Raw genomic sequence first — 23,603 nt, 5'->3', positions numbered from 1 at the left:
CTCGCCGTCTCGTGGATCATTCCCCTGGCTCATCGACCGTTAGTATTCGCCGACGGGCAAACACTGCGACGATGATGCAGAGACAACAGTGCCAACCATGAAAACCAACAAGGACGGCGGCAAACACAGTCCCCAGCAGCACCTCGACCAAGATCCACCACGCCTGCGTGTTTGGGCCATCGCGCCTTGCGGTTTGCCAGCAAGCAAGTAGGAGCCCGAAGATTATCCCGAGCTGATAGCCACGATGGTCTCCTCGACTCGCCTCATTGGGATGGCGTAGTTGATGCGCTCGGCAACAATTGCAAACAGGAGTTCGCGCGAGAATTGAACCGCATGCGTATGGTGTGCGGATTAAGTGGAACGACATCGGGGCGATAGAGGCTCGGGGCATAATGCGGTGAGATATCAACGATTATTGCACGAGGTGGAGCGACATCTTCGGCCGGAGGTAGGTTATGGCAAGATCTTCGCCAACTGTGCCACTACCTCCGGGTGATGTGTTAGGACGTGCCGTGAGGGAATTCCACATTAGCTGTCCACCGACCACCGCCAGTGGCGAGCGGCAATGCGAGGTGCATTCCGATATACAACGGACGATGATAGTGTGCGGGCGAATGTTTGATTGGCTTGTTCTCGATAGACTGACACTGTCCGGGGTCTTCCTCGGGGCCTCGATGCCGACACTTGTGATCTCGGTTGGGAGGGACTGTGGCGACTTTATCATCTTCTGAACAGTGATGCCCTCACGGTGATGGCGTCATTGCTGACCGGTAGCGTCGACACGCTCGATCTTGACCCGCCGTACAACGTCAACCATGACCCGCAGCACGAAGCGTCTCGCACGGCCGTCGAATGAGTAGAACACATGCGGGAACCTCTCACCGTTGGCCGCATGATCCTGAAGAACTCAGGAGTTGTGCTGCTGGTGGTTGGCGACCGCGAACTGCCCCGGCTCTGGCTCACCTTGGAGGAGGTGTTCGGAGAAGGGAACTTTCTGCGACTACTCATCTGAAAGGGCAAGGGCTATCCCGGCGGAGCGTATACCCGCGGAGGGGGTTGGGTACATCCTGGCCTTCGCTAAACAGAAACAGCGGAACCAGGAATGGCATGAGCCGCGACGAGGTGCCACAGCGTTCCTTAGGCGCGCACAGGATGCCTACAATCAGGCCCGAGAGGATGGCGTGCTCGACCCGGATTCGGTGGCAGGACGCGCCATGCGGCGCTACGCACGCGAACACAAACAATGGATGCGATCCTACGAGTTCACATGTGGAGGAATCCCAGCACGTCCCGCACCACTGACTGCCCGCGACGAAGCATACGCGTACCACTACACGGTTACCTCAGCGACAGGCGAGACCTTCACCCCTACAACGGGCTGGCGATTGCCGGAGCGGAGTTTCGCCCGACTCGATGCCGCTGGAGGCGTTCTTTGGCAGGAGGGCGCAATGCCCCGAAGAATCCTCCGGCTTGACCAGGAGGACGGCGTAGCACCCTCCCCGATCTTCAGCAATATCGGCCCAAGCCCTACCCGACATGTCGCTTCCCTGATCAAGCCAGGGAAGTTCACAACACCGAAAGACCACCCGCCAAAAGACCACCACGCCCTTGCACGGTGGCTTCGCATGGTGACCCCCGCGCGACGGGGTGATCTTCGACGGATATACCGGATCCGGTTCTGTTTTCGAGGCCGAGTTTCTAAGCAATAGCAATGGCACTGACCTGTCCGTCATCGGCACCGAAACGCGTTATCACGCCCTTGCCTTAGAGCGCGTGCTGGCATGTAAACCCAACAACGTGGACCTCTCGACGGACCTTTCCGATCTTCCCAATCGTCCCCCGGATTCATAACACCACGAACCGCACCAGCGCATTAGTCAGAACACCGTCATGGCCACCGCCGCCGGCCCCGGCAGTATCCGCTGCGTCTCTGGGCACCCCGGATCATCAAACGACAGGGGCAAGACATCATGCCCACAGCGGCTGGCCCAGCCCCGGACCACCCGGAACCACCAACAAGGTAACGGGTCCAGCCAACAAACGCATCACCCCAAGAATCCGGGCTCCCCAACAAAGTGACGGGCTTCAGCTGTATGCCCTACGCCAACCGAGCATGCTGCCTACCTTGTGTATTCATACATCGCTGACGCAATAGCATCTCAAAGTACCGCTCTGCTCCGCCGACATCCCTCCGTCAATGGCGCCAACTGTCCAAATCCCGTCCAAACGAAGAGTTCGTGAAGTAACCATCGCTTCTAATCCGCGGAATTCCGGCGTTCCTAAATTGGAAGCAATCCATAGTGTCGGCGTCTGGACGGGATCTGGACAATCAGGCCTGCGCTCCTATCGAACTGAGAACGCTCAAGCGCGCAACGAGATTAGGCCACACCCGCACCACCCCACCAACTCGACCCGGCGGCTGATCGCTAGAACCGAAAAGCAAGTTCGATGCCGCCAGGGACGGCTCGTCTTCTTCCCGCCGTCACCCCGGCCTGTCACGCCGCTACTCGTATTCAGGCCCATGATGCCGGGCCCACTATGCGTCGCACACGCACCAAACGCACTGTCTCTGTTGCCTTCTTCGGCATCACGCTCATCCTCGCTGTCAAGGTCGATTCCATCTATGTCAAAATCCCGTCCAAACGAGAAGAATATGGAACGTCTCCAGTTAAGGAATGGCGGAATCTCGCGGATTTGCGATGGCCGTAGCGCCGCGCTCGCGTCGTTTGGACGGGATTTGGACAAGGCCCACCTGAGCGGCGGCCCTTATGGTCGTCAGATGGTGAGCCTTATAGTCGTCAACCGGTGAGGGTGGGTGTTGAGCCAGAGTCCGTCCAGAAAACCGACGACCCGGCCGGATGATTCTAAGAGTTGGCTGAATTCCGCCGACTATGCGATTCGCCTGGACTCGGCACTTCTCGTTTGGGCGGGAATTGGAGCATCATTTGTCGGACGCTACGGCCCTGCCACATGTGCGTGCGAATAGCTCATGGTTGCCTCTCACCTTCAACGTTCACATGTGCCGACGATTCGTGAAATTGCCCGCATGTGGCTCGATTCCTTGTCGGAGGCTCGTGGCTATCGGTAGCATGCAAGAGGCTGTTGCAGCAGCTACAGCAATAGCGGCGGGGTTCTCGCTCACCGGCCTTTTCCCCGCCGGTTGATAACCGTCAATAGGGTGGTGTGAGCCGCATTTTACTCACGGAGACACATCTTTGGGTTAGGGCATGCTAACCTAAAGGTGCTTGTTGCGGCCGCTCGGGCTGCGCGGGCCACTGTATCTGCGAAGGGAATATGTATGTTCGTGAAGACGAGGCGCAAGCTGGTCGCGGTACTAGCGGCGAGCGTTCTTGCCTGCGGTGGGATTTCGGCAGCCGCGTCGGCTGCGCTAGCGGCACCGGAGCCGGTAGTAGTGCGCGCTCAGAGCGTTCCGGTTACCGGCTCGATGGACTGGGGGTTGAAGTCGTCTTGGCGCGACTATCTAGCCCGCCCCTTTGTTGGTGGGCAGACTTCGGCAAGTGGTGGCGCCTCCGTGAACGCGGACGGAACCTATCATTTTCCCGTTGCCAGTGGCCAGAGTTTCGATCCCGATAACGCGGGTACATTGGCTCTGTCCGGTGCGATCCACTCAACGGGACACGAGGGCGTCCTCGACATCACCTTCTCCAATCCGGTCATTAGCTACATCCCGAATGGCACGTCCACGTTGCAGATGACTGTGTCATCGAAGGACCAGGCGACGGGTGAGATGCAGAACTACGGACAGGTCAACTTTGCGACGCTCAGCGGCAGCTCCGTCGTAACGAACGCTCTGACTTCCACGATCAACTTTTCTACGGTGACTCTGACCGACGCCGGTGCGGCCGGGTTCGGAGGTTTCTATAGTGCCGGCACTAGTCTCGACCCCATTACGGTAACGGTGACGGGCTCGGCGGTGCCAACTGAGGAGCCGACGACGGCGGAGCCGTCAGCGGAGCCGACTGTTGAACCGAGCACTGAACCGTCGGAAGAACCCACCGTTACGCCGACCACCGATCCCTCGGAGGAACCGACCACCAATCCCTCGGAGGAGCCGACGACGGCTCCTACCACTGCAGAGCCGACTACAAATCCGGGAACGACTTCTCCGTCGTCGTCGCCTTCCGCTTCGACGAGTACCCCGAAGAACACCGGTGGCACCGGAACGACGCCTACGACGAACTCGCCCCAGTCCGCTACCTCGGGAAGTGCGGCCAGACAGTGCACGGTTGATCCGACTAAGAAGCGCGTAACTTCCGGCACGCTGTCATGGGCTCTGCGTTCTTCGTTCACCACATACATCCGCGGTTCCATTGCCAAGGGCAACTGGACAACAGCCAGCGGTGCGAACTGGGGAGGATCGCAGTTCAATTTCACGGCCCGCGGCGGTCTGTTTGATACTTCCTCTAATTCCGGGACGGTCTATTACAGTGGCGCGGTTCACTTCACCGGGCACAATGGGCTGCTGGATATGATGATCGCGAATCCGGAGCTGCAGATCAACGGTCAGACGGGAACGCTCTACCTGAACGTTTCGTCCAGCGATACAAGTGGCAACAAGACTGACTATGGCAAGGTGGCGTTCGCCAGCGTCCGCTTCTCCAGCGTGAACGTCTCTGGCACATCGCTGAGTTTCCTGACCTCCAGCGTGACGTTGACCGAGTCGGGTGCAAAAGCGTTCGCGGGCTTCTATTCGGCCGGTGAGGCTCTTGACACCTTCAGCGGCTCGGCTGCGTTGACGAACGCGACCGCGTGTGACCCGCATACCGGCGAGTTGGTGACCTACGATGCTTTCGGCAATGAGGTATCTCGGTCGGCGAGCGGCGAAAGTGCCTTCTCGCTTGCGCGCACTGGTGCGGATGTTACCACTGCTGTTGCGCTGGCGTTGGTTTCCCTCGCTTTGGGCGCCGCCGTGCTGGTCGCTCGGCGGCGGGCACTTATCTGACTCAGGCTTGGTGCGCCGTGAACCCGCACCGAGTGCCGTAGGGGTGCAAAAGTGAACTGAAACGGTGGGACGGAGTTGTGCTGCTCCGTCCCACCTCGTAACTGGTAGAAAGTACGGAAAGTACGATGAAGAGAACGACGACAGCTCTCGCAGCATGTGTCACGCTACTTTTGTCCGGCTGCGGAAGTGACACCGCGGAGAACAGCCCGTCCGCCTCGTCATCGACGGCGGCCACAGCGTCTGCTCCTGCAAGCGGCACGACAGCCGAGACCCTCGACCTTCCGGACGCACATTCCTTGACCGGGCTCTCCGAGGCGGAAGACATTCCCGATCCGGAGCCGATTGAGGGGAGTTACGCGCAGCAGCTCCCCGCGACGGTGACGGATGCCGAGGGTAACAGTGTGACAGTTACGGACACCTCGCGAATCCTCGCACTGGACCTGTATGGCACGTTTTCCCGAACGGTGATTTCGCTCGGCTACGGCGAGAATATCGTGGGGCGAACGGTCTCTTCCACGGAGAATCAGCTGGCCGACCTCCCGGTTGTCACTGAGAACGGGCACTCGCTCAATGCGGAGGCAATTCTTGCCCTCAATCCGACGGTTATTCTCGCGGACCGTAGCATTGGGCCTCCTGAGGTCATTGACCAAGTGAAAGCAGCGGGTATTCCAGTGATCATTCTCGATTCGGAACGGTCCATCGAATCGACCGGGCCGCTTATCCAGTCGGTTGCCGACGCGCTTGGGGTACCGCAGGCCGGGCAAGCCCTCGTGGAGCGTACGGAAGCTGAGACGAATTCGGCGATTGAACAAATCGCACAGTGGGAGCCCGAGGAACCCCTGCACATAGTCTTTCTCTATGTACGCGGGACGGCAGGCGTGTTCTTCATTCTGGGTGAGGAAGATGGGGCGACGGCGTTAATCACCGCACTCGGGGGCTACGATGTTGCCAGTGCGAATGGAATCACGGCGACAACCCCGGCGAACGCAGAGGCTTTGCTCACTTTAGATCCAGAGGTAATTCTGGTGATGTCCGGTGGCTTGGAATCCACGGGAGGCGTTGACGGCCTCCTCAGCCGCGCCGGAGTCAGCGAAACGCGCGCGGGAGCGAACCAGAGGATTGTCTCGATCCCCGATGGTATTTCACTCTCGTTTGGTCCGCAGACCGGCGACACCTTGCTCGCGATAGGACGGGTACTGTACGGGGTGGATGACGCCGGGTGAGTGCCGCAACGGATGTTGGCGGTCATCCGCTGGAAATTGCCTTGCCGACGCGGGGGCGCGACGGCGACGCCGAGCCGTCTGCTGCCTCTGCCGGGCTGCGTCGCCGTCGTCGGCGACGGTTGATCACCTTCGGCATGCTGGTCGCGTGTGTCCTGGTACTGGTGACGGTGTCAGCATGTGTCGGCCAGTATCCCGTGTCGGCTTCCGACGTGTGGCGTGCCCTAGCTTCTCGTATCGGACTCGCGAAGCCCGTAGATGACCCCGTTGTCATCGCCGCGCTTTGGAACATCCGTTTTCCGCGCATTGTGCTGGGCCTACTCATAGGTGCGTCGTTGGCAGTCGCCGGCACGGTGATGCAGGCCGTTTTCTCCAACCCCCTTGCCGAGCCAGGCATTATAGGGGTCTCCTCCGGATCGGCCGTCGGCGCCTCGGTCGCGATTGTGCTTGTACCACATGCGCTTGGTGGCTTCAGTGTGCCGTTGGCGGCTTTCTGTTCCGGCCTGTTCGCCGCCATGACGGTTTACCTGCTGTCCCGCTCCGGCGGAAGAGCAGATGTGCTGACTCTCGTGCTCGTCGGCATCGCGATAACGGCGGTGTGCACGGCCTTGACCTCGATTGCCACCTATTTGGCACCGACGGCGGCACGTGACCAGATCGTCTTCTGGCAGATGGGATCCTTGGGCGGGGCGACCTGGATGCAGGTTGCAATCGTTGGAGCCATTGCGCTCGTGGCGCTGCCCTGTGCGGTGCTTCTGAGCCCTTCGCTTGACACGCTGGCGCTGGGCGAAAGCGCCGCGGGCCATGTTGGGCTGAATGTGGGGCGACTGCGCCTCGTCGCAATCGCCCTGAGTGCGTTACTGACTGCGGCGGCTGTCAGCTATGCGGGGGTGATCGCCTTCGTCGGGCTGATCGTGCCACATGTTCTACGGCTTGCCATCGGCCCACTGAACCGGTTCTTGATTCCCGCCACCATGTTGGGAGGCGCGGCACTTATCACGCTCTCGGATACTGTCGCCCGTACACTCATACCGTTTGCCGACCTCCCCATCGGTATCTTCACCGCCCTGGTCGGAGGGCCAACCTTCTTTATTCTGCTGCGGACGAAGCTCCGTGGCGGTGGGAGGATGCCATGACACACCACCCCCACACCCGAGCGACGGAGAAGGCCGAGATGCACGCGGTCGCGATAGATGGGCACAAGATCAACTTCTCCTACGGTCGTCGGCCCGTTCTCCGCGATGTCAACGTCACGGTCCACCATGGGGAGGTCTTCGGCCTGCTTGGCCCCAATGGTGCGGGCAAATCAACCCTACTCGGCGTCCTGGCCGGCGATCTGCGCAGCGACGGCGGCGTTATGCTCAACGGCCGCGCGCTGACGGAGTACACGCGGCGCGATCTGGCGCGCGTTCGTGCGGTTATGCCGCAGTCGAGCGAATTTCCGTTCTCTTACCTCGTGCACGACATCGTGCATATGGGGCGTTCATGTTGGCGTAAGGACCCTGTTCGGGATGAGCAAGTTGTGTGTTCCGCCATGCAACGCACAGAGGTAGCGGAGATGGCTGACCGCGATGTTACAAGACTCTCCGGCGGAGAGAAGGCGCGGGTGACACTTGCGCGTGTACTGGCACAGGAGACGCCCATCGTCTTCTTAGATGAGCCGACGGCGGCCCTCGACATCGCACACCAGGAACGGACGATGGAACTGTGCGCCGAACTTGCCGACGGCGGTGCCGCCGTCGTCGCGGTGATGCACGATATTCAACTGGCCGCCACCTTCTGCGACACCGTTGCCCTCATGCGAAGCGGCCGCATCGTCGCCTGTGGTCCTCCCGCCGATGTCCTCACCTCGAAGAGGTTGAGCACGGTATACGACTGGCCGATCGAAGTAGTCACACTTCTCGGTGGTAAAACAGCCGTTATGCCCGTGCGGCGTGGCCGCGGACGGTGATACGAGCGCATATGCCTCAAATGGCGAGGCATGTGCAGAAACATGAAGAAGCATGACAGAGAAGATGAAGGAGCACGATGACAAGCCGTGAACACGCCCGGTCTGCAGGTGCGGATCGCCGACGAAGGCGGGGGCCATCGTACCGGCAGGTTGTTCTTACCCCGTACGGTCAGCGGGATATCCGCATTGTGGCGGTACTCCGCCTGCTGGCTGCAAGCTGTACCGCAGTGGCCTTGATCGCCACCGGATCGGCATTGGGCCGGGCCTGGAACGGGCAGGAACCGGCAGCGCTGTGGATCGTCGCCGCATGCGGCGCGGTACTGGCCGGTGTCTGTGCCTTCGCGGAGATCAAGTATGGAGGTGCGGCGGCCCGAGCGGAGGAACGACGCATCCGCCACCGGCTCCTGGAAGTCGTTTTCCGTTCTGCCACTCTGCCGCGCAACAACGAGACCGAGTTCACCTCCGCGCGCCTGATCACGCTGATGACCGATAACCTGGAGCGCCTGACCGAGTACCGACAGACGTATTACGGCGCCACAGTTGCCTCCATCGCCATTCCCTTCCTCACGCTGGGGTATGTGGCGATAGCAATTGATCCGGTGGTCGGGTTGCTCATTATGATGCTTTGCCCGTTGATCCCACTCCTGATCGTCGCCTTTCGGCGGGCCTTCCGGAAGACCTCGGCGCGTTCTAGGTCTGAGCGGGCCAAGTTGGCGGGCCGTTATCTCGACGCCATCCGTAACTTGGTGACAATTCGCCTGCTGGGGGCGGGCCCGCGTATTGAGGCGCAGTTGCGCGAGCAGGGGGAGAAGAACCGTGGCGCCATCATGCGCCTCCTGGCCGGAAACCAGGTCGTGATTATTGTGATGGATGGACTGTTCTCCTTGGCGCTTATCTGCTGCACAGCCGCGGTTACCGTGGCCCGCGTGCACGCCGGAGCAGTGACGGTGAGTCAAGCGCTCACGATTATGCTCCTTGCGGCGCTGCTCCTAGAACCGCTCGTCCAGGTGGCCGGCTTCTTCTACATCGGCATGGGAGGTATGGCCGCAGAGCGCGCCATCGGCAGGTACCTTTCGTCCGCTGAGCGCGCCGTATCCGAGACGACGGCTGCGGAGAGCTCCACAACCGGTGTGGCAGCCACTGGGAACATGGGAAAGCAAAGCGCATCAACCGTGCAAGCCACCGCGTCGGAAGCTTCAACAGCGACGGCGGATGCTGCCGCGCTCGCCGGAGAATTCCCGGCTGTCGATCCGGCACTCGCCATCCAAGCGGACCACCTCACCTACGACTACGGCCGTGGCCCGGTGCTACACGGCATTGATCTCGCCGTGCCACAGGGAGGCAAGGTCGCAATTGTCGGGCGCTCGGGTGCCGGCAAGTCGACATTGTTGGCGCTCTTGCGCGGCTCACAGCCCCTGCAGGGTGGACGTCTCCTGCTGGGTGGTGAGAACGCCGCAGATCACAACGCTGCGTGGATCCGCAGGCAGAGCGCATCGGTGGCACAGACAACATGGCTGTTCACCACCACCATCGCGGAGAACCTGCGCCTGGCCCGGCCCGATGCCACCGAGGAGGAGATGTGGGCGGCGCTACGGAAGGCTCATGTGGCGGAGGATATAGAGCGCATGCCGCTGGGATTGAACACTCCGGCCGGAGAAGAGGGCGCGCTGATTTCCGGTGGCCAGGCCCAACGCCTCTCTCTAGCCCGGGCCTTCCTTTCCGGGCGTCGCATCCTGCTGCTGGACGAGCCGACGTCGCAGATCGATATGGAGTCGGAGGCGCATATCATCAACGCGATCACCGAGCTGGACCACGACTGGACCGTTCTTATCGTCACCCACCGGCCGTCGCTGCTGCGGCTCGCCGACAGCGTATGGGAACTCGACGGTGGTGTTTTACGTGCGTACGCGGATGTTGAGAAGAAGACAGCATTGCGGACCACCGCAACGGAAGGAGAACGGTGATGAGTTCAGCCAAGAACCCGAACCTGTTCCAGTTGGTGCGCTGGTTGACATCGATCACTCGGCCCGTGCACAAGCCTCTGCTCGCATCCACCTTGTTCCGTCTGGTCAATCTCAGCCTGGACATTACGCTCTTCGGTCTGGCCGGCGGTGGGGTGGTTGCCATTGTCACCGGTCATGCCCACACATCGCTCATCCTCGCACTGCTGGTCGTGATCGCGGTGCTGAAAGCGGTGGCGTACTACCTGGAGCAACTCACCGGCCATTACGTCGCTTTCAAAGCTCTCGAATTACTGCGAACCGCCGTTTTTGCACAGCTGTGGCCGAAGGCGCCCGGAATTGTCGCTCATTCACGTTCCGGTGACGTGTTGACCAGCCTGACCCGCGACGTCGACCGTATCGAGGTTGTGTACGCGCATACCTTCGCCCCCGTCGTCTCCGCCTATATCGTGCCCACTGCAGCGATTCTCGTCACCGGTGCGGTTGTGGGATGGGGGATCGTCGTCATCCCCGCGGCGTGTATCGCGTTGGCGCTGCTCGTCGTTCCCTTCGTCGGCCTGCGGCGTTCCATGAATGCCACCCACAACACGCTGGAGTTACGGCGTGACCTCTCACATCACCTCTCGGATTCCGTGTTCGGCACCGAAGAAGTGGTCGGCTACGGGCGGCAGGAGGAGCGTGTGGACCAGTCGGATCAGCTCTCCGCCACGATTTCACACAGTGCGGCAACGGCACGGACGGCCAACGCTTTTCGCCGTGGCGCGAATACCCTGCTCATGTTGGTATCGCTGGTCGGCGTCGCCGCCTGCTGCGCGCAGGGCGGGCAGACTGCCGTGCTCACGGCGGCACTGACTGCCGGCACTCTGCGGTTATTCGAGGGGCCGCGCGGGGTGGAGGATGCCGCCGGCTATCTCGACCACTCGCTGACGGCTGCCCGGAGGCTCTGGGATATGAGCCATGCTCCGGCCGCGGTTGGGGATGGGCCGGAGGAGTATGCGCCGAACACGGCACCGGCGATCACTTGGGAGAATATCTCCTTCGCGTATGAAACATCGGAGGGCGGCGCGGCGGCATTCGCATTGGATAACGTGTCGATTCACGTGCCGCCCCGCGGGCATGCCGTGTTGGTCGGACCGTCTGGCTCGGGAAAGACCACCACCATCCATATGCTGCTGCGCTACGCCGATCCCACATCCGGCCGGGTGCTTCTGGATGGTGTGCCGATCTCCCGCTACACCCTTGACTCGCTGCGCCGTGCCGTCGTCGTGGTTGCGCAGAAGAATCAACTTCTGGATGCCACCATCGGTGAGAACATCCGCCTCGGAGCGCCCACTGCCAGCGACGACGAGGTCTGGAACGCCCTGCGTCTAGCCGGGTTGGATGAGGAGATCCGGCAGATGCCCGATGCCCTGGCAACGCCTGTGGGGCAGAACGGCAGCAGACTCTCCGGCGGCCAGGCGCAGCGCCTGTGCCTGGCGCGCGCCCTGCTGATGAAGCCGCGTGTGCTCGTCCTCGACGAGTTCACCGCCAATCTCAACACGGCGCTGGAAGCAAGAATTCGCGAGAACCTTGCCCGGGCGATGCCGGAGCTGACCATTGTCGAGGTGACGCACCGTTTAGAGTCGGTAGGTGACGTGGATCAGGTCATCGTGTTGGATCGCGGCCGTGTTGTTAACGTGCGGACCGGTTCATAGTCGGAAATGATCATGTAACGGGCGATATGCTCATTGCCAGCGGGAGGCGAGTAGGCTGGTGGCATTGCCTTTAGAGGAGGACACCATGCCACAACTGCGATCAGCAACGTCGACAACTGGCCGTAATATGGCGGGCGCCCGTGCCCTTTGGCGCGCCACCGGGATGGAGTCTGAGGATTTCGGTAAGCCGATTATTGCGGTTGCCAACTCCTACACGGGCTTCGTTCCCGGGCATGTGCACCTGAAGGATATGGGTTCACTCGTATGCCAGGCCATCGCCGAGGCAGGTGGAGTGGGGCGCGAGTTCAATACCATTGCCGTTGATGACGGTATTGCCATGGGCCACGAGGGCATGCTCTACTCGTTGCCGTCACGCGAGATCATCGCCGACTCGGTGGAGTACATGGTTAACGCGCATACGGCCGATGCTCTCGTATGCATCTCCAACTGCGACAAGATCACTCCGGGCATGCTGATGGCCGCGTTGCGCCTGAATATCCCGACGATTTTCGTTTCCGGCGGTCCGATGGAGTCTGGTGCTGCGGTGGAGGGAGTGGTCGATCATCGTACCGACCTCATCGATGCCATCTCCATTTCCGTCGACGACGCCGTCAGCGATGAACAGCTCGGACGCGTCGAGGCCAGCGCCTGCCCCACCTGCGGCTCGTGTTCCGGCATGTTCACCGCGAATTCCATGAACTGCCTGACGGAGGCACTCGGCCTCTCCCTGCCGGGTAACGGTTCCACCCTGGCCACTGCGGACCGGCGGAAGAACCTCTTCCTGGAAGCCGGTCGGCGGATCGTGGAGCTGGCAAAGCGTTACTACGAGGAGGACGATGAATCCGTTCTGCCTCGCAGCATCGCCACCCGGGACGCCTTCCTGAACGCCATGGCGATGGATATTGCCATGGGCGGCTCCACCAATACGGTGCTGCATATCCTTGCGGCGGCGCAAGAAGGCGAAGTTGATTTCACGCTGCGGGATATTGATGAATTGTCTCGGCATGTTCCCTGCCTGGCGAAGATCGCGCCGAACTCCACACAGTTCCACATCGAGGACTTCCACCGCGCCGGAGGTATTCCGGCGCTGCTCGGTGAACTCTTCCGGGCGGGTCTGTTGCGTGACGGTGTGCATTCCGTTCATTCCAGTGATCTGAAGTCCTGGTTGGAGAGGTGGGACATTCGCGGCACGGCGCCCAGTGCGGAGGCGCTGGATCTGTTCCACGCCGCGCCGGGTCGGGTACGCACGACGTCGCCATTCTCACAGGACGCGAGTTGGGAGTCGCTGGACCTTGACTCGGTCGCTGGTTGCATTCGCGCCGTGGACCATGCGTATACCGCTGACGGCGGCCTGTGCGTACTGTTCGGCAACCTGGCCGAGGACGGTGCAGTGGTGAAAACCGCCGGTGTTGACGAGTCATTGTTCCACTTCGAAGGTCCTGCGCGGGTGGTGGATTCCCAAGAGGCGGCAATCGAGTTGATCCTTTCGAAGTCGGTGAATCCCGGCGACGTCGTCGTGATCCGTTACGAAGGCCCGAAGGGAGGGCCCGGCATGCAAGAAATGCTCTATCCGACCTCGTTCTTGAAAGGTTTGGGCCTGGGCAAGGTGTGCGGTCTTATCACCGATGGCCGGTTCTCGGGTGGAACCTCCGGGCTGTCGATCGGGCATATCTCGCCGGAGGCAGCAGGCGGTGGCGCCATCGGTTTGGTGCGGGAGGGCGACACGATCATCATCGATATCCCCACCCGCCAGCTACGGGTCGCCGTGGACGATGCGGAGCTGGAGCGTCGGCGCCAAGCGATGGGTCCGACGCCGTGGCGGCCGGTGCAACGGGACCGGAAGGTTTCCAAAGCACTGCGTGCGTATGCCTCCATGGCGACATCGGCCGCCTACGGAGCGGTGCGGAAGATCGACTGAGATAGCGGAGGCTCTATTGCCCGGGCCTCGGTCTGCTATGGATCTACCAATGTCTGTGAGAGCAACCGTGATAGGGGTGAGCGCTGACCGCGACTCTCACTTGATGAGCGTAGCGGTCTTGGCGAGCGTGGCGGTGAAATCAACCGCGGTAGGGCGGATGCTAGATGAATACGTTGTTGATCAGCGGGTATTTTGACCTGCGTAGGACTCCCTGCCCATATTCAGGCGCGTGTGGCGGGGATACTTGTAGTGGTCAAATTGAGACGGGTGCGCGTGAGCATGACAATGCGTTGACTTTGCGCCGCTGAAGGGAGAAAAACCAGGTATGACAGCCGTCTTCAACTATCTTGCGGAGCAGTCGGTGCTATTACTGTTCCTCCTTGTCGGGGTGGGCATGCTGCTGGGCAGAATCAAGGTCCGCGGAGTGAGCTTGGGCGCGGCGGCAGTATTGTTCCTCGCCATAATCATTGCTGCCTGGGGGCAATCCAACGGGGTGGAGGTCGCCGTTGAACCGGTGATCGGCACACTCGGCCTGCTGCTCTTCGCCTTTGCTATTGGTAACAATTCCGGTGTCAGCTTCTTCCGCAGTTTGCGGCACGCCGCCGGGCCTAACCTCGTCATGATCGGCCTGTTCATTGTGGCGGCAAGCGTTGCCTACGTCATGGGTACACGCCTGTTCAAAATGGACATCGCCACCGTGGCAGGCGCGTTCGCCGGCGCAACTACGAACACGCCTGCGTTGCTCGCCGCCAGTGACGCATCCGGCGACGGAGCTGCGGCGACCGTCGGCTACGCCATGGCCTATCTTTTCGGCGTTATCGGGATGATTGCCGCCTCGGGTATCGCACTGCGCCACGCCGCCAATGATCAGGACGCCCCATCGGTTGTTACTCATGTATCAGTTCGTGTTGAGCGCACGGATCGGCCGAAGCTCAGCGATGTTCTAGCGCAAGCGAAGGGAAGCATTCAGATTTCGCGGCACCGGCATGGCGAAGAAGGGCCGATCTGGATCCCCAACGAGGATGACATCCTAGAGAAAGACGACCTTGTCAACGTGGTTGGCGCCGTCGATGATGTGGATGAATTTATCAAATTGCTCGGCCACCGATCTTCACATTCCCTCCGCGCTGATCGTCGTATCCTCGATTTCCGCCGTATCACGATTTCGGAGCCGAGACTGGCCGGCAAGACCATTGCGGAACTTGATAGGGAGCTCGACGAACGGTGGGGTGCGAAGATCTCCCGCGTACGCCGCGGCGATACCGACATGCTTGCGCTGCCGGGTTTCATGGTGGAAATGGGTGATCGAGTGCGGGTAGTTGGTCCGACCCTCAAACTCAAGGAGATCTCCCGCTGGTTCGGCGACTCGGCGAAGGGCCTGACCGATGTCAACCCGGTTGCACTCGGTATCGGGCTGGCGATCGGTATCTTCATAGGCGAGATTGATATCCCGGTTCCGGGTGGCGGTAGTTTCTCGCTCGGTGCTGCGGCGGGTGTACTCATTATGGGTCTGATTATGGGCCGTGTGGGCAGAATTGGCCCTCTGGTGACGGCACTGCCGAATACGGTAAATTCAGTGCTCGCAGAGTTCGGTTTGCTCATCTTCCTCGCGCAGGCGGGTACTCGTGCCGGTGGTCAGATCGTATCGGCCTTCACCGGTGGGCATTGGTGGAAGATACTTATTCTCGGTGCCGTTATTACCTTGATTATGGCGGTCGGCTTGTACGTTGCGATGCGGGGCATTTTCAAGATGGGTGGCACGCAACTCTCCGGTTTGCTGGGTGGCGCCCAGACCCAGCCGGCAGTTATGGCCTTCGCTAACGGACGCACCGGCTCGGATCCTCGTGTGGCACTTGGGTACGCGCTGGTGTACCCCGTAGCCATGATCACGAAGATTCTTGTGGCACAGGTGCTTGGCGGTATGTAAGGGCCGCACCAGATGCCAGTCTCGGATCGGCGTTCTGGCCTGGTGTGCCGGGATACTCGGCGTGCCGAGATGCGAAGCAGAGAGTGAGAATACCGACGGAGAGGATCCGTCGGCATTCTCAACCAGTTAGGATCACGCCTCAAGTGCTAAGAGATGCTTTATTAGGGCGTCGTCGATAATCCCGCGCAGGCGAGCGGCGGCACCGGACGACGTGTCCTCGCGCGAGTCCAGGCAGTTGCTGTGGGTGACACTGACAATCGCACCATTGTCGATGCGGAACCTCCAGTCCAATACGCCGTCAATCTCCACGTCGATGCTGCTGACGTCGGGCACCCAGATGCTTGCCGGGCGGGCGAGCCCGCTGCGGTCAGAGGGGTCGATAACGTGGAAGGCGACCGGGTCGGCGCGGTCTGCGCCCTCGTTTACAAGGCGCTGCACGAGCAGAAAGACGAGAGGCGAGGGGATCGCATCCTCGGGTTCATATTCGAGAGAAAGCGCATCAAGAATGATCGGGTCATCCGTGTCTTCGGTGTATTCGCAGCGCGTCCACGAGTTACCGGAGAGGAGGACGCGACTCGAGAACCGCTCGCCGTTGCTAAACGCCGTCTCTGTGATGAGTTCGGTTTCATCCCAGCGTCGATACAGTAGTCCGACCGGCTCGTCGTGCGAGGTGAAGACCTCCCAACGTGTGTGCACCATGGGGTTAGTGTATCGGTGACATGGGGTCGGTGGTGACCCACGCGAGGAGTGGAGACGGTGTGTGCAGGACACAGGTGTCCGGCGGGTATGGCCGTATGCGGAGGGCGGCATGGTGATGCGTTTCGGCATGCGAATGGTCATGCGTGGAGCACACGTGCCGGACCAACATGTGAGAACGTGATCCACTATGTGAGAAGATTGCGCTTCGGTTTGCGTGGGGGCGGGGTAGCTCGCTACTGTGATGCACATGACGACTTCACTGGTACGTATGTAGCGCGCCGCACTGGTTCGCTACTTGTGTGCCGCGCCCCTCGATCGAGGGGCTTTTTTATTGCCGCCATCGAATATAGGAGGAAACATGGCCAAGACACCGACTCCGGCCGATGTGGCCGCCAGTCGTGCTGCCGATGCAAGCACGCACGGCGGACGCATCATCCGTGAGAAGTCCACGGGCGCCAGATCGATTATCCGCTCGCTCCAGGAGCTCGGCGTTGAGGTAGTGTTCGGCCTGCCCGGCGGCGCGATCCTACCCACCTACGATCCGCTTTTTGATGCGGAGGGTATGAAGCACATCCTGGTGCGCCATGAACAGGGCGCCGGGCATGCGGCCGAAGGGTATGCGGTGGCAACCGGCAAGGTCGGGGTGTGTATTGTGACATCCGGCCCGGCGGCCACGAATCTCGTGACTCCGCTGCTGGATGCCAATATGGACTCAATTCCCATGGTGGCAATTACCGGGCAGGTGGGCGTTTCTTCCATCGGTACCGATGCTTTCCAGGAAGCCGACATCGTCGGTGCGACCATGCCGGTGACCAAACACTCCTTCCTGATCACCAATGCCGCCGAGATCCCGGCGCGAATCGCGGAGGCTTTCTATATCGCCTCGACCGGTCGTCCCGGCCCTGTGCTGGTGGATGTGACCCGCTCGGCGCAGGTGGAGGAGGCTGACTTTGTGTGGCCGCCGGTGCTCGACCTACCCGGATACCATCCGGTGACCAAACCGAATGCGCGCCAGGTGCGGGAGGCGGCCCGGCTGCTGGCGACGGCGTCGCGCCCCGTTCTGATGGTTGGCGGCGGTGCGATCCGCTCCGGCGCCTCGGACGATACCGTCAAACTGGCCGACATGTCCGACGCCGCCGTCGTGACGACGATGAATGCTCGCGGTGCCGTGCCCGATTCGCATCCGCATAACCTCGGGATGCCGGGTATGCACGGAACTGTCGCCGCTGTGGCCGCGCTGCAGAATGCTGATCTTATTGTTGCCCTCGGTTCACGTTTCGATGACCGGGTGACCGGCTCGCTGGCGGGTTTCGCCCCGGAGGCGAAGGTCGTCCACGTGGATATAGACCCCGCAGAGATCTCGAAGAATCGCGACGCGGATGTGCCGATTGTAGGCGATCTGAAGGAGACAACCGCAGAACTGGTCAAGGAGTTTGAAGCGGCCGTTGAGCAGTACGGGAAGGCCGATCTGTCACCGTGGTGGGAGCGGCTGGACTCGCTGCGTGAGACCTACAAGATGACGTGGGATGAGCCCTCGGACGAGGCGATGGCCGCTCAGTACGTGGTCTCGCGTATCGGCGAAATCGTGGGCGGCGACGATGTCATTTATGTGACCGGAGTCGGCCAGCACCAGATGTGGGCCACGCATTTCCTCCCCTTCGAGCGTCCGCGCCAGTGGATCTCGTCGGGCGGTGCAGGAACCATGGGATATGGCGTGCCTGCCGGAATGGGCGCGAAGCAGGGGTGTCCAGAGAAAACCGTGTGGGTGATCGATGGTGACGGCTCCTTCCAGATGACCAACCAGGAGCTGGCAACCTGCCGACTCAACGGCATCAATATCAAGGTGGCCATTATCAATAATTCCTCCCTGGGCATGGTCCGCCAGTGGCAAACCCTGTTCTATGAGCAGCGGTACTCGCACACCGAGCTCGACACTGGCATGGGAACTGCGCGTGTGCCAGATTTCGTCAAGCTCGGCGAGGCGTATGACTGCGCCGCCTGGCGCGTGGAGGATCCCTCCGAGGTTGACGATGCCATTCGGAAGGCAATGGAGATCAATGACAGGCCCGTGGTGATTGACTTCGTCACCTCGCCGAATTCCGAGGTGTGGCCGATGGTTCCCGCCGGACTTTCCAACGACCAGATCATGTATGCACGCGAAATCTGGCCGATACTCGACGACGACAACGCGTGAGAGGAACAAGAAGCATGAACACTCGTCATACACTGTCCGTTCTCGTTGAGAACAAGCCGGGCGTTCTGACCCGGGTGGCCGGCCTCTTCGCGCGCCGCGCTTTCAACATCCATTCCCTGGCGGTGGGAGAGACGGAGGATCCGGCCCTTTCCCGTATTACCCTGGTGGTGGATGCCGCCGAGCTCCCGCTGGAGCAGGTAACCAAACAACTGAACAAGCTCGTCAATATCATCAAGATCGTGGAACTGGAGCCGGAGTCATCGGTGCAGCGTGAACTGCTGCTGGTGAAAGTGGCAGCCGACGACGCAACGCGAACCAATGTGTTGCAGGTTGTGGATCTCTTCCGCGCGCACGTTGTGGACATGGTCCCCGATACGGTGACGATCGAAGCAACCGGAAGTGACGGTAAGGTCAACGCACTGCTGGCCGCGCTGGAACCCTATGGTGTTAAAGAGATCGTTCAGTCTGGAACGGTTGCCATCGGCCGTGGTAGCCGCTCACTGTCCGAGCGTGTCTCGGCGGAAATGCAGCTGCGCCGCGCGTGAGGCAGGAAACACCGCAGGCGAGCGGTCGGGGCGCGCCGGAGAAAGTTGGCCGGGCCGCTCGAAGTGGCTTCCCCGGATGATTCCGCTCGCGGCCCGCGTTACCCGCCGGCGGGACCGGTAGCAACCCGGCACGAACAAGACGAATACAGAGAAAACCAAAACTCATACAACAAGGAGAGAATATCGTGGCAGAGATCTATTACGACGACGATGCCGATTTGGCGCTCATCCAGTCCAAGAAGGTTGCCATTATTGGCTACGGTTCGCAGGGGCACGCCCATGCCCTGAATCTGCGTGATTCGGGTGTGGATGTGGTTGTTGGCCTGCGTGAAGGATCGAAGTCGGTGGCGAAGGCCGAAGAGCAGGGGCTGAAGGTGGCCTCCGTGGCCGATGCCGTGCGTGAGGCCGATGTGGTGATGATCCTGACACCGGATCAGGCCCAGCGCCACGTATGGGCAAAGGAGATCGAGCCGAATATCAAGCCCGATGCAGCGATCTTCTTCTCCCACGGCTTCAACATCCACTTCGGCTACATCAAGCCCGCCGCAGGCCACGACATTTGCATGGTTGCACCGAAGGGACCGGGCCATACCGTCCGGCGGCAGTTCGAAGAAGGCCGTGGAGTGCCGGTGCTGGTATGCGTGGAGCAAGATGCCTCCGGGCAGGCGTGGGACCTGGCCGTGTCATATGCGAAGGCCATTGGCGGAACCCGCGCCGGTGCGATTAAGACGACCTTCCGCGAGGAGACCGAAACCGACCTCTTCGGCGAGCAGAGCGTGCTGTGTGGCGGTGTCTCTCAGCTCATCCAGTACGGCTTCGAGACGCTGACCGAAGCGGGTTATCAGCCGGAAATGGCCTACTTCGAGGTTTGCCACGAGCTCAAGCTCATCGTTGACCTTATCAACGAGGGTGGCCTGACCAAGCAGCGCTGGTCCTGCTCCGATACCGCGGAGTACGGCGATTATATCTCCGGCCCGCGGGTGATCGGCCCCGAAGTCAAGGAACATATGCAGGATGTGCTGGCCGATATTCAGTCCGGTGCCTTCGCCAAGCGTTTCATTGACGACCAGGATGCCGGTGCGCCGGAGTTCCTGCGTCTGCGCGCCGAGCATCAGGCCCATCCGATCGAGAAGACCGGTCAGGAGATCCGCAAGATGTTCGCGTGGAACGCCGCTGTGGATAGTGACTACGTGGAAGGTGAAGCCGGCCGCTGAGATTGGCGGCAGCGGCCAGAATAGTACGAGGCGGGCACCCGGATTCGGGTGCCCGCCAAGTCATGTACCGGTTACGTCAGATGTTGTACTGTGCATCCTCGCGGATCGCGACTAGGAGAGGACCCCCGGTGTAAATCGGGACTTGGGCAGGAACCCCGGTGCCAATCGTGACTCGGGCAGGATCCCCGGTGCCAATCGCGGCTCGGGCAGGTGCTACTGTGATGCTTCACCTAGTTAAAAGCGTGTGATTTCCGCCGGGTCGCGTTGGATTTCATGGTTAGGCCGCTAGGGTAGTGCCCATGACCAAGCAGCAGGAGGAATTGGGCAGCCTCCGCGATGCGGGGAAGTCGGCAGATTCATCGCGTGACCACACGCCTGACCACACTCGTAATCGCGGTAGTGGTGGTGTAGTACAACGCCGGTGGATGAAGCGTTTGGGCACCGCATTTGCGGCGCTTATTGTGCTGGCGATCGGCGGCGGCGTCGGAATCAATCAGTGGGTGACGGGCACAACGCATGATCGCGTGTATGCGGGTGCCGCAGCGCTGCCGTCCGATGCCGATCCGGACTGCATTATTGTTCTTGGAGCCTCCGTGCGCTCCAACGGTCAGCCGAGCGCCATGCTCGAAGAGCGATTGAAGACCGCGCTTGAGTTGTATAACGAGGGGGCAGCTCCAAAGATTCTGGTCTCGGGTGATAACTCCACCGAGGTATACAACGAGGTCAAGGTAATGCGCGAGTGGCTGGTCGCGCACGGGGTACCCTCGGAGGACGTATTCGAGGACCATGCTGGCTTCTCGACGTATGAAACCATGTACCGGGCGCGTGATGTCTTCGCCGTCGATCATGCCATCGTTGTCACGCAGCAGTATCACCTGGGCCGTGCGCTCTACGATGCGCAGTCGCTCGGGCTGACGGTATGGGGTGTTCCGTCTGGTGGGAATGACTATCCGGGGCAGAACCGCCGAGACGCGCGCGAATGGCTGGCGCGGGTACACGATTGGGGGCAATGCCTCACCAACGCGAAGCCGACCTACCTGGGGGATGTCATCCCAATTTCCGGCAACGGTGAGGCGACGCGCTAGGTTTACCTGATTCGATACACATGGGCGCGCATCGTGGCAGAGCGGTCCACCGCGCTCCAGCGGCCGTCCTAGTTTATGTGGGCCTTTTCCCAGTCGTGTTGTTCGATGGGGAGCCGATCAGTTGGAGCTATCGGGAAAACATCAGGCAGGTGGTTCGTCAGCTGCGTTGCCATATCAGTTCCGCAGGAAACGTATAGGCGGTCCGCATAGATTGGTTGTGTGATCACAATCGAAAGATCTGGCGAAAACCAGAGTGACGGCAGTGAGGCGAGAGTCAAATTCCCCATGTCTGCTAACGTTTCCCGGATCAGCGCGTATGGCTCAGAAGGCCGCAGAAAAGAGTCTTCGGGCCCAGGCAGGGCGGCTGTACGCATGTGTCTGATGTAGCCTCCCCAAAACAAGGCAGTCCACGGTTCGGTCGAAGGGCGACTGTCTAACGCGACCAGTAAGTTTGCCGCGTATGCCGCATCGTAAATCTGGCCTTCTGGTGCGCGAACATCGCGCTTGCTGTTAGTCAGTTCGTGAAGGGACGTTGCCCCTGACAACTGTCTACCGTGTATCGTTGCGAGATTGCTCCACGTGGTGACACCCGATGGTGTTCCCAGCGGGAGTAACAACGCCAGTGTCGAATCGAACCCAGTGAATAGGAGATCTGATACATACCCATCGCGATGGGTGCTCGCTCGTGCAGCAAGCTGCACCTCAATCCGTTCCAAGAAAGAACGCATAGTTGGCATGATTCTCCGTGTCCTCGTACATGGACTCGTCCCATCCATTCTCATTGGGGTACTGGATGGTTACGGTGACGAACTGGACGCCCGCCTGCAACGCGACATCCAACTGGAGTCCGGCCGGGTGGTCCACCCAGTTAGATGTATACCCCGCTCCGTACTCCTCATGGATACAACTTGTGGTGTCGGGAAACCCGTCGTTGCCGATTCTCTCGCATTGTCTGACGAGTGTGTTGCTCGGCGCTGGCGTTTCATGGAGGTACAGTGTCAGCGTTTCTGGGTGATCCTTCGGCAGGACGACACTGGGAGCATTCTCTATGGATGGAGGAACCGCCGCTGTTTCCATCCGCCCGGAGATTAGCCATCTGAATTCAATGGGTGAAACCTCGGTCTCGTCCACGATGAGGGAGGGAGGTTCGGCGGGGCTCTCCGCTGCAAGCTCTAAAACCGGACCACTACTGGCAGCACTTCCTTTTTCTGAAATTGACGTACAAGCGGTAACGACCGGTAGTGCGGCGAGCGTGACAAGCGCGAGCCTTGACCATCTAAATGCTCTTAACATGAAAATCGACTAATGCTATTATCTCCTCCATTGCCGGTCCTTGCGTAATATCTGACCCCGTTCTATCGTGTGAAATGCGAGGAGAAACCCCAGTCTGTGTACGTTCCTGTCCCGGAGCAATTCCAGTGAGGGTGGGCAACGTAACTTGTCTTTTTGTTAGTCGTCGAAGAGCTGCCGGTTTTGAGCGATTCGTACCCGTACCATCGCTGGCGATAAAGTGTTGTAACGGTCTTAAGATAGGGAACATTCCTCGTACACTCGATCCTGGCATGAACTGATGCCGTGCGCCCGCTTTTATGTGGCAGGTCGGTTGTCCCGGTGCATCCTGCGCGCGAAAGAATCTGTCGAGTCGGAAGAGCCTCAGTAGTGAGCCTCTCCCCGCTTTGTCTGTCCAAAGTTGGGGTGGCAGGACCTGTCTCGAGCGACTCAAGCGTTGCTGACTTGGGCAGATCTTCGACCGATTCGACTGAGGGGGAGTCATTTCTGGAGAGATTGTCGCTACTATCAGCGGGTATACCTGCACTCCACAACAGAGCGACTGTCATTGCCAAGAGTGCGGATTTCATTTTTGCCTCCAAAAGGCTATACGGCTGTACATTATATAAAACCCTATGTGCGGTAGCTGGTGTAGTCAAGGTTATAACGAGACTCATTACGTGTGCCCGCGAAAGTGGCTCGGTGCCTCATCTAGAACCTTCCGTGAGATTCGTGGATCGTGATGAGTATTCGGTGGTGGGTTGCCAATGCAGGCCAGGGTGGAGAGTAATAGAAGAAGTATGCAAGGGTGTATGTGGAGGCATCCAGGAAGGACAGGGGGGTGCCCCTATGTGGTTTGTCAAGCGGCGGTGGGTAGTTGCTGTGCTGGTTGGGGGTCGTAGAGGGAGCCGTCGCGGATCATGGCGTATAGGGTGAGGATGCGGCGGTGGGCGAGGGTGAGGA

At 60.4% G+C, this 23,603-nt stretch carries 16 protein-coding genes; 14 read left to right on the top strand and 2 right to left on the bottom strand.

Annotated features, from left to right (window positions below):
- Positions 1-865 precede the first annotated feature (865 nt).
- The 10 genes from EKN07_RS12690 (at position 866) to EKN07_RS11895 (ending at position 15,634) form a co-directional block, all read left to right on the top strand.
- Entirely contained in the window at positions 866-1,012 is a 147-nt protein-coding gene (locus EKN07_RS12690) for a hypothetical protein (RefSeq protein WP_164505508.1), read from the top strand.
- A gap of 1,436 nt (positions 1,013-2,448) precedes the next feature.
- Entirely contained in the window at positions 2,449-2,709 is a 261-nt protein-coding gene (locus EKN07_RS11935) for a hypothetical protein (RefSeq protein WP_125482486.1), read from the top strand.
- Between the two features lie 589 nt (positions 2,710-3,298).
- Positions 3,299-4,963, top strand: coding sequence for an HtaA domain-containing protein (locus EKN07_RS11930; RefSeq protein WP_126146512.1), 1,665 nt, complete (start codon positions 3,299-3,301; stop codon positions 4,961-4,963).
- 125 nt (positions 4,964-5,088) lie between these two features.
- Positions 5,089-6,186, top strand: a complete 1,098-nt coding sequence (locus tag EKN07_RS11925; protein ID WP_126146511.1) for an ABC transporter substrate-binding protein — start codon at positions 5,089-5,091, stop codon at positions 6,184-6,186.
- Entirely contained in the window at positions 6,183-7,319 is a 1,137-nt protein-coding gene (locus EKN07_RS11920) for an iron ABC transporter permease (protein ID WP_241228196.1), read from the top strand. The genes EKN07_RS11925 and EKN07_RS11920 overlap by 4 nt, the downstream gene beginning before the upstream one ends.
- Positions 7,316-8,134 (top strand): heme ABC transporter ATP-binding protein, encoded by an 819-nt coding sequence (locus EKN07_RS11915; RefSeq protein ID WP_240611234.1) that lies wholly within the window; start codon positions 7,316-7,318, stop codon positions 8,132-8,134. The genes EKN07_RS11920 and EKN07_RS11915 overlap by 4 nt, the downstream gene beginning before the upstream one ends.
- A 77-nt stretch (positions 8,135-8,211) precedes the next feature.
- On the top strand, positions 8,212-10,098 hold the full coding sequence (locus EKN07_RS11910) for an ATP-binding cassette domain-containing protein (RefSeq protein WP_126146510.1): 1,887 nt from the start codon (positions 8,212-8,214) through the stop codon (positions 10,096-10,098).
- A complete protein-coding gene (locus tag EKN07_RS11905; RefSeq protein ID WP_126146509.1) occupies positions 10,098-11,789 on the top strand; it encodes an ABC transporter ATP-binding protein in 1,692 nt (563 codons plus the stop codon). Before EKN07_RS11910 ends, EKN07_RS11905 begins: the two co-directional genes overlap by 1 nt.
- A gap of 85 nt (positions 11,790-11,874) precedes the next feature.
- Positions 11,875-13,707, top strand: coding sequence for a dihydroxy-acid dehydratase (gene ilvD, locus EKN07_RS11900; protein ID WP_108716044.1), 1,833 nt, complete (start codon positions 11,875-11,877; stop codon positions 13,705-13,707).
- A gap of 325 nt (positions 13,708-14,032) precedes the next feature.
- Positions 14,033-15,634 carry a TrkA C-terminal domain-containing protein gene (locus EKN07_RS11895; RefSeq protein WP_108716043.1) on the top strand — a complete coding sequence of 534 codons (1,602 nt, stop codon included), beginning with the start codon at positions 14,033-14,035 and terminating at the stop codon, positions 15,632-15,634.
- A 132-nt stretch (positions 15,635-15,766) separates the two neighbouring features.
- Here the strand turns inward: EKN07_RS11895 and EKN07_RS11890 are convergent, their stop codons facing one another.
- Complete coding sequence (locus tag EKN07_RS11890) at positions 15,767-16,333, bottom strand: hypothetical protein (RefSeq protein ID WP_126146508.1); 567 nt, start codon at positions 16,331-16,333, stop codon at positions 15,767-15,769.
- 358 nt (positions 16,334-16,691) lie between these two features.
- Here EKN07_RS11890 and EKN07_RS11885 point away from each other — a divergent pair, with 358 nt between their 5' ends.
- The 4 genes from EKN07_RS11885 (at position 16,692) to EKN07_RS11870 (ending at position 21,371) form a co-directional block, all read left to right on the top strand.
- Entirely contained in the window at positions 16,692-18,527 is a 1,836-nt protein-coding gene (locus tag EKN07_RS11885) for an acetolactate synthase large subunit (protein ID WP_108716041.1), read from the top strand.
- Between the two features lie 14 nt (positions 18,528-18,541).
- Positions 18,542-19,072 carry an acetolactate synthase small subunit gene (gene ilvN / locus EKN07_RS11880; protein ID WP_108716040.1) on the top strand — a complete coding sequence of 177 codons (531 nt, stop codon included), beginning with the start codon at positions 18,542-18,544 and terminating at the stop codon, positions 19,070-19,072.
- Positions 19,073-19,215: 143 nt separating this feature from the next.
- Positions 19,216-20,286 carry a ketol-acid reductoisomerase gene (ilvC, locus tag EKN07_RS11875; protein ID WP_108716039.1) on the top strand — a complete coding sequence of 357 codons (1,071 nt, stop codon included), beginning with the start codon at positions 19,216-19,218 and terminating at the stop codon, positions 20,284-20,286.
- A gap of 299 nt (positions 20,287-20,585) precedes the next feature.
- Entirely contained in the window at positions 20,586-21,371 is a 786-nt protein-coding gene (locus EKN07_RS11870; RefSeq protein ID WP_206435728.1) for an ElyC/SanA/YdcF family protein, read from the top strand.
- A gap of 702 nt (positions 21,372-22,073) precedes the next feature.
- Here EKN07_RS11870 and EKN07_RS11865 read toward each other — a convergent pair.
- Positions 22,074-22,664 carry a hypothetical protein gene (locus tag EKN07_RS11865; RefSeq protein ID WP_125482485.1) on the bottom strand — a complete coding sequence of 197 codons (591 nt, stop codon included), beginning with the start codon at positions 22,662-22,664 and terminating at the stop codon, positions 22,074-22,076.
- Positions 22,665-23,603 lie beyond the last annotated feature (939 nt).

This window comes from Actinobaculum sp. 352 (assembly GCF_003957265.1).
Lineage (GTDB): Bacteria > Actinomycetota > Actinomycetes > Actinomycetales > Actinomycetaceae > Asp313.
The sequence above is the reverse complement of the archived record's forward strand: the minus strand, read 5'-3'. Positions and strand labels throughout refer to the sequence as shown.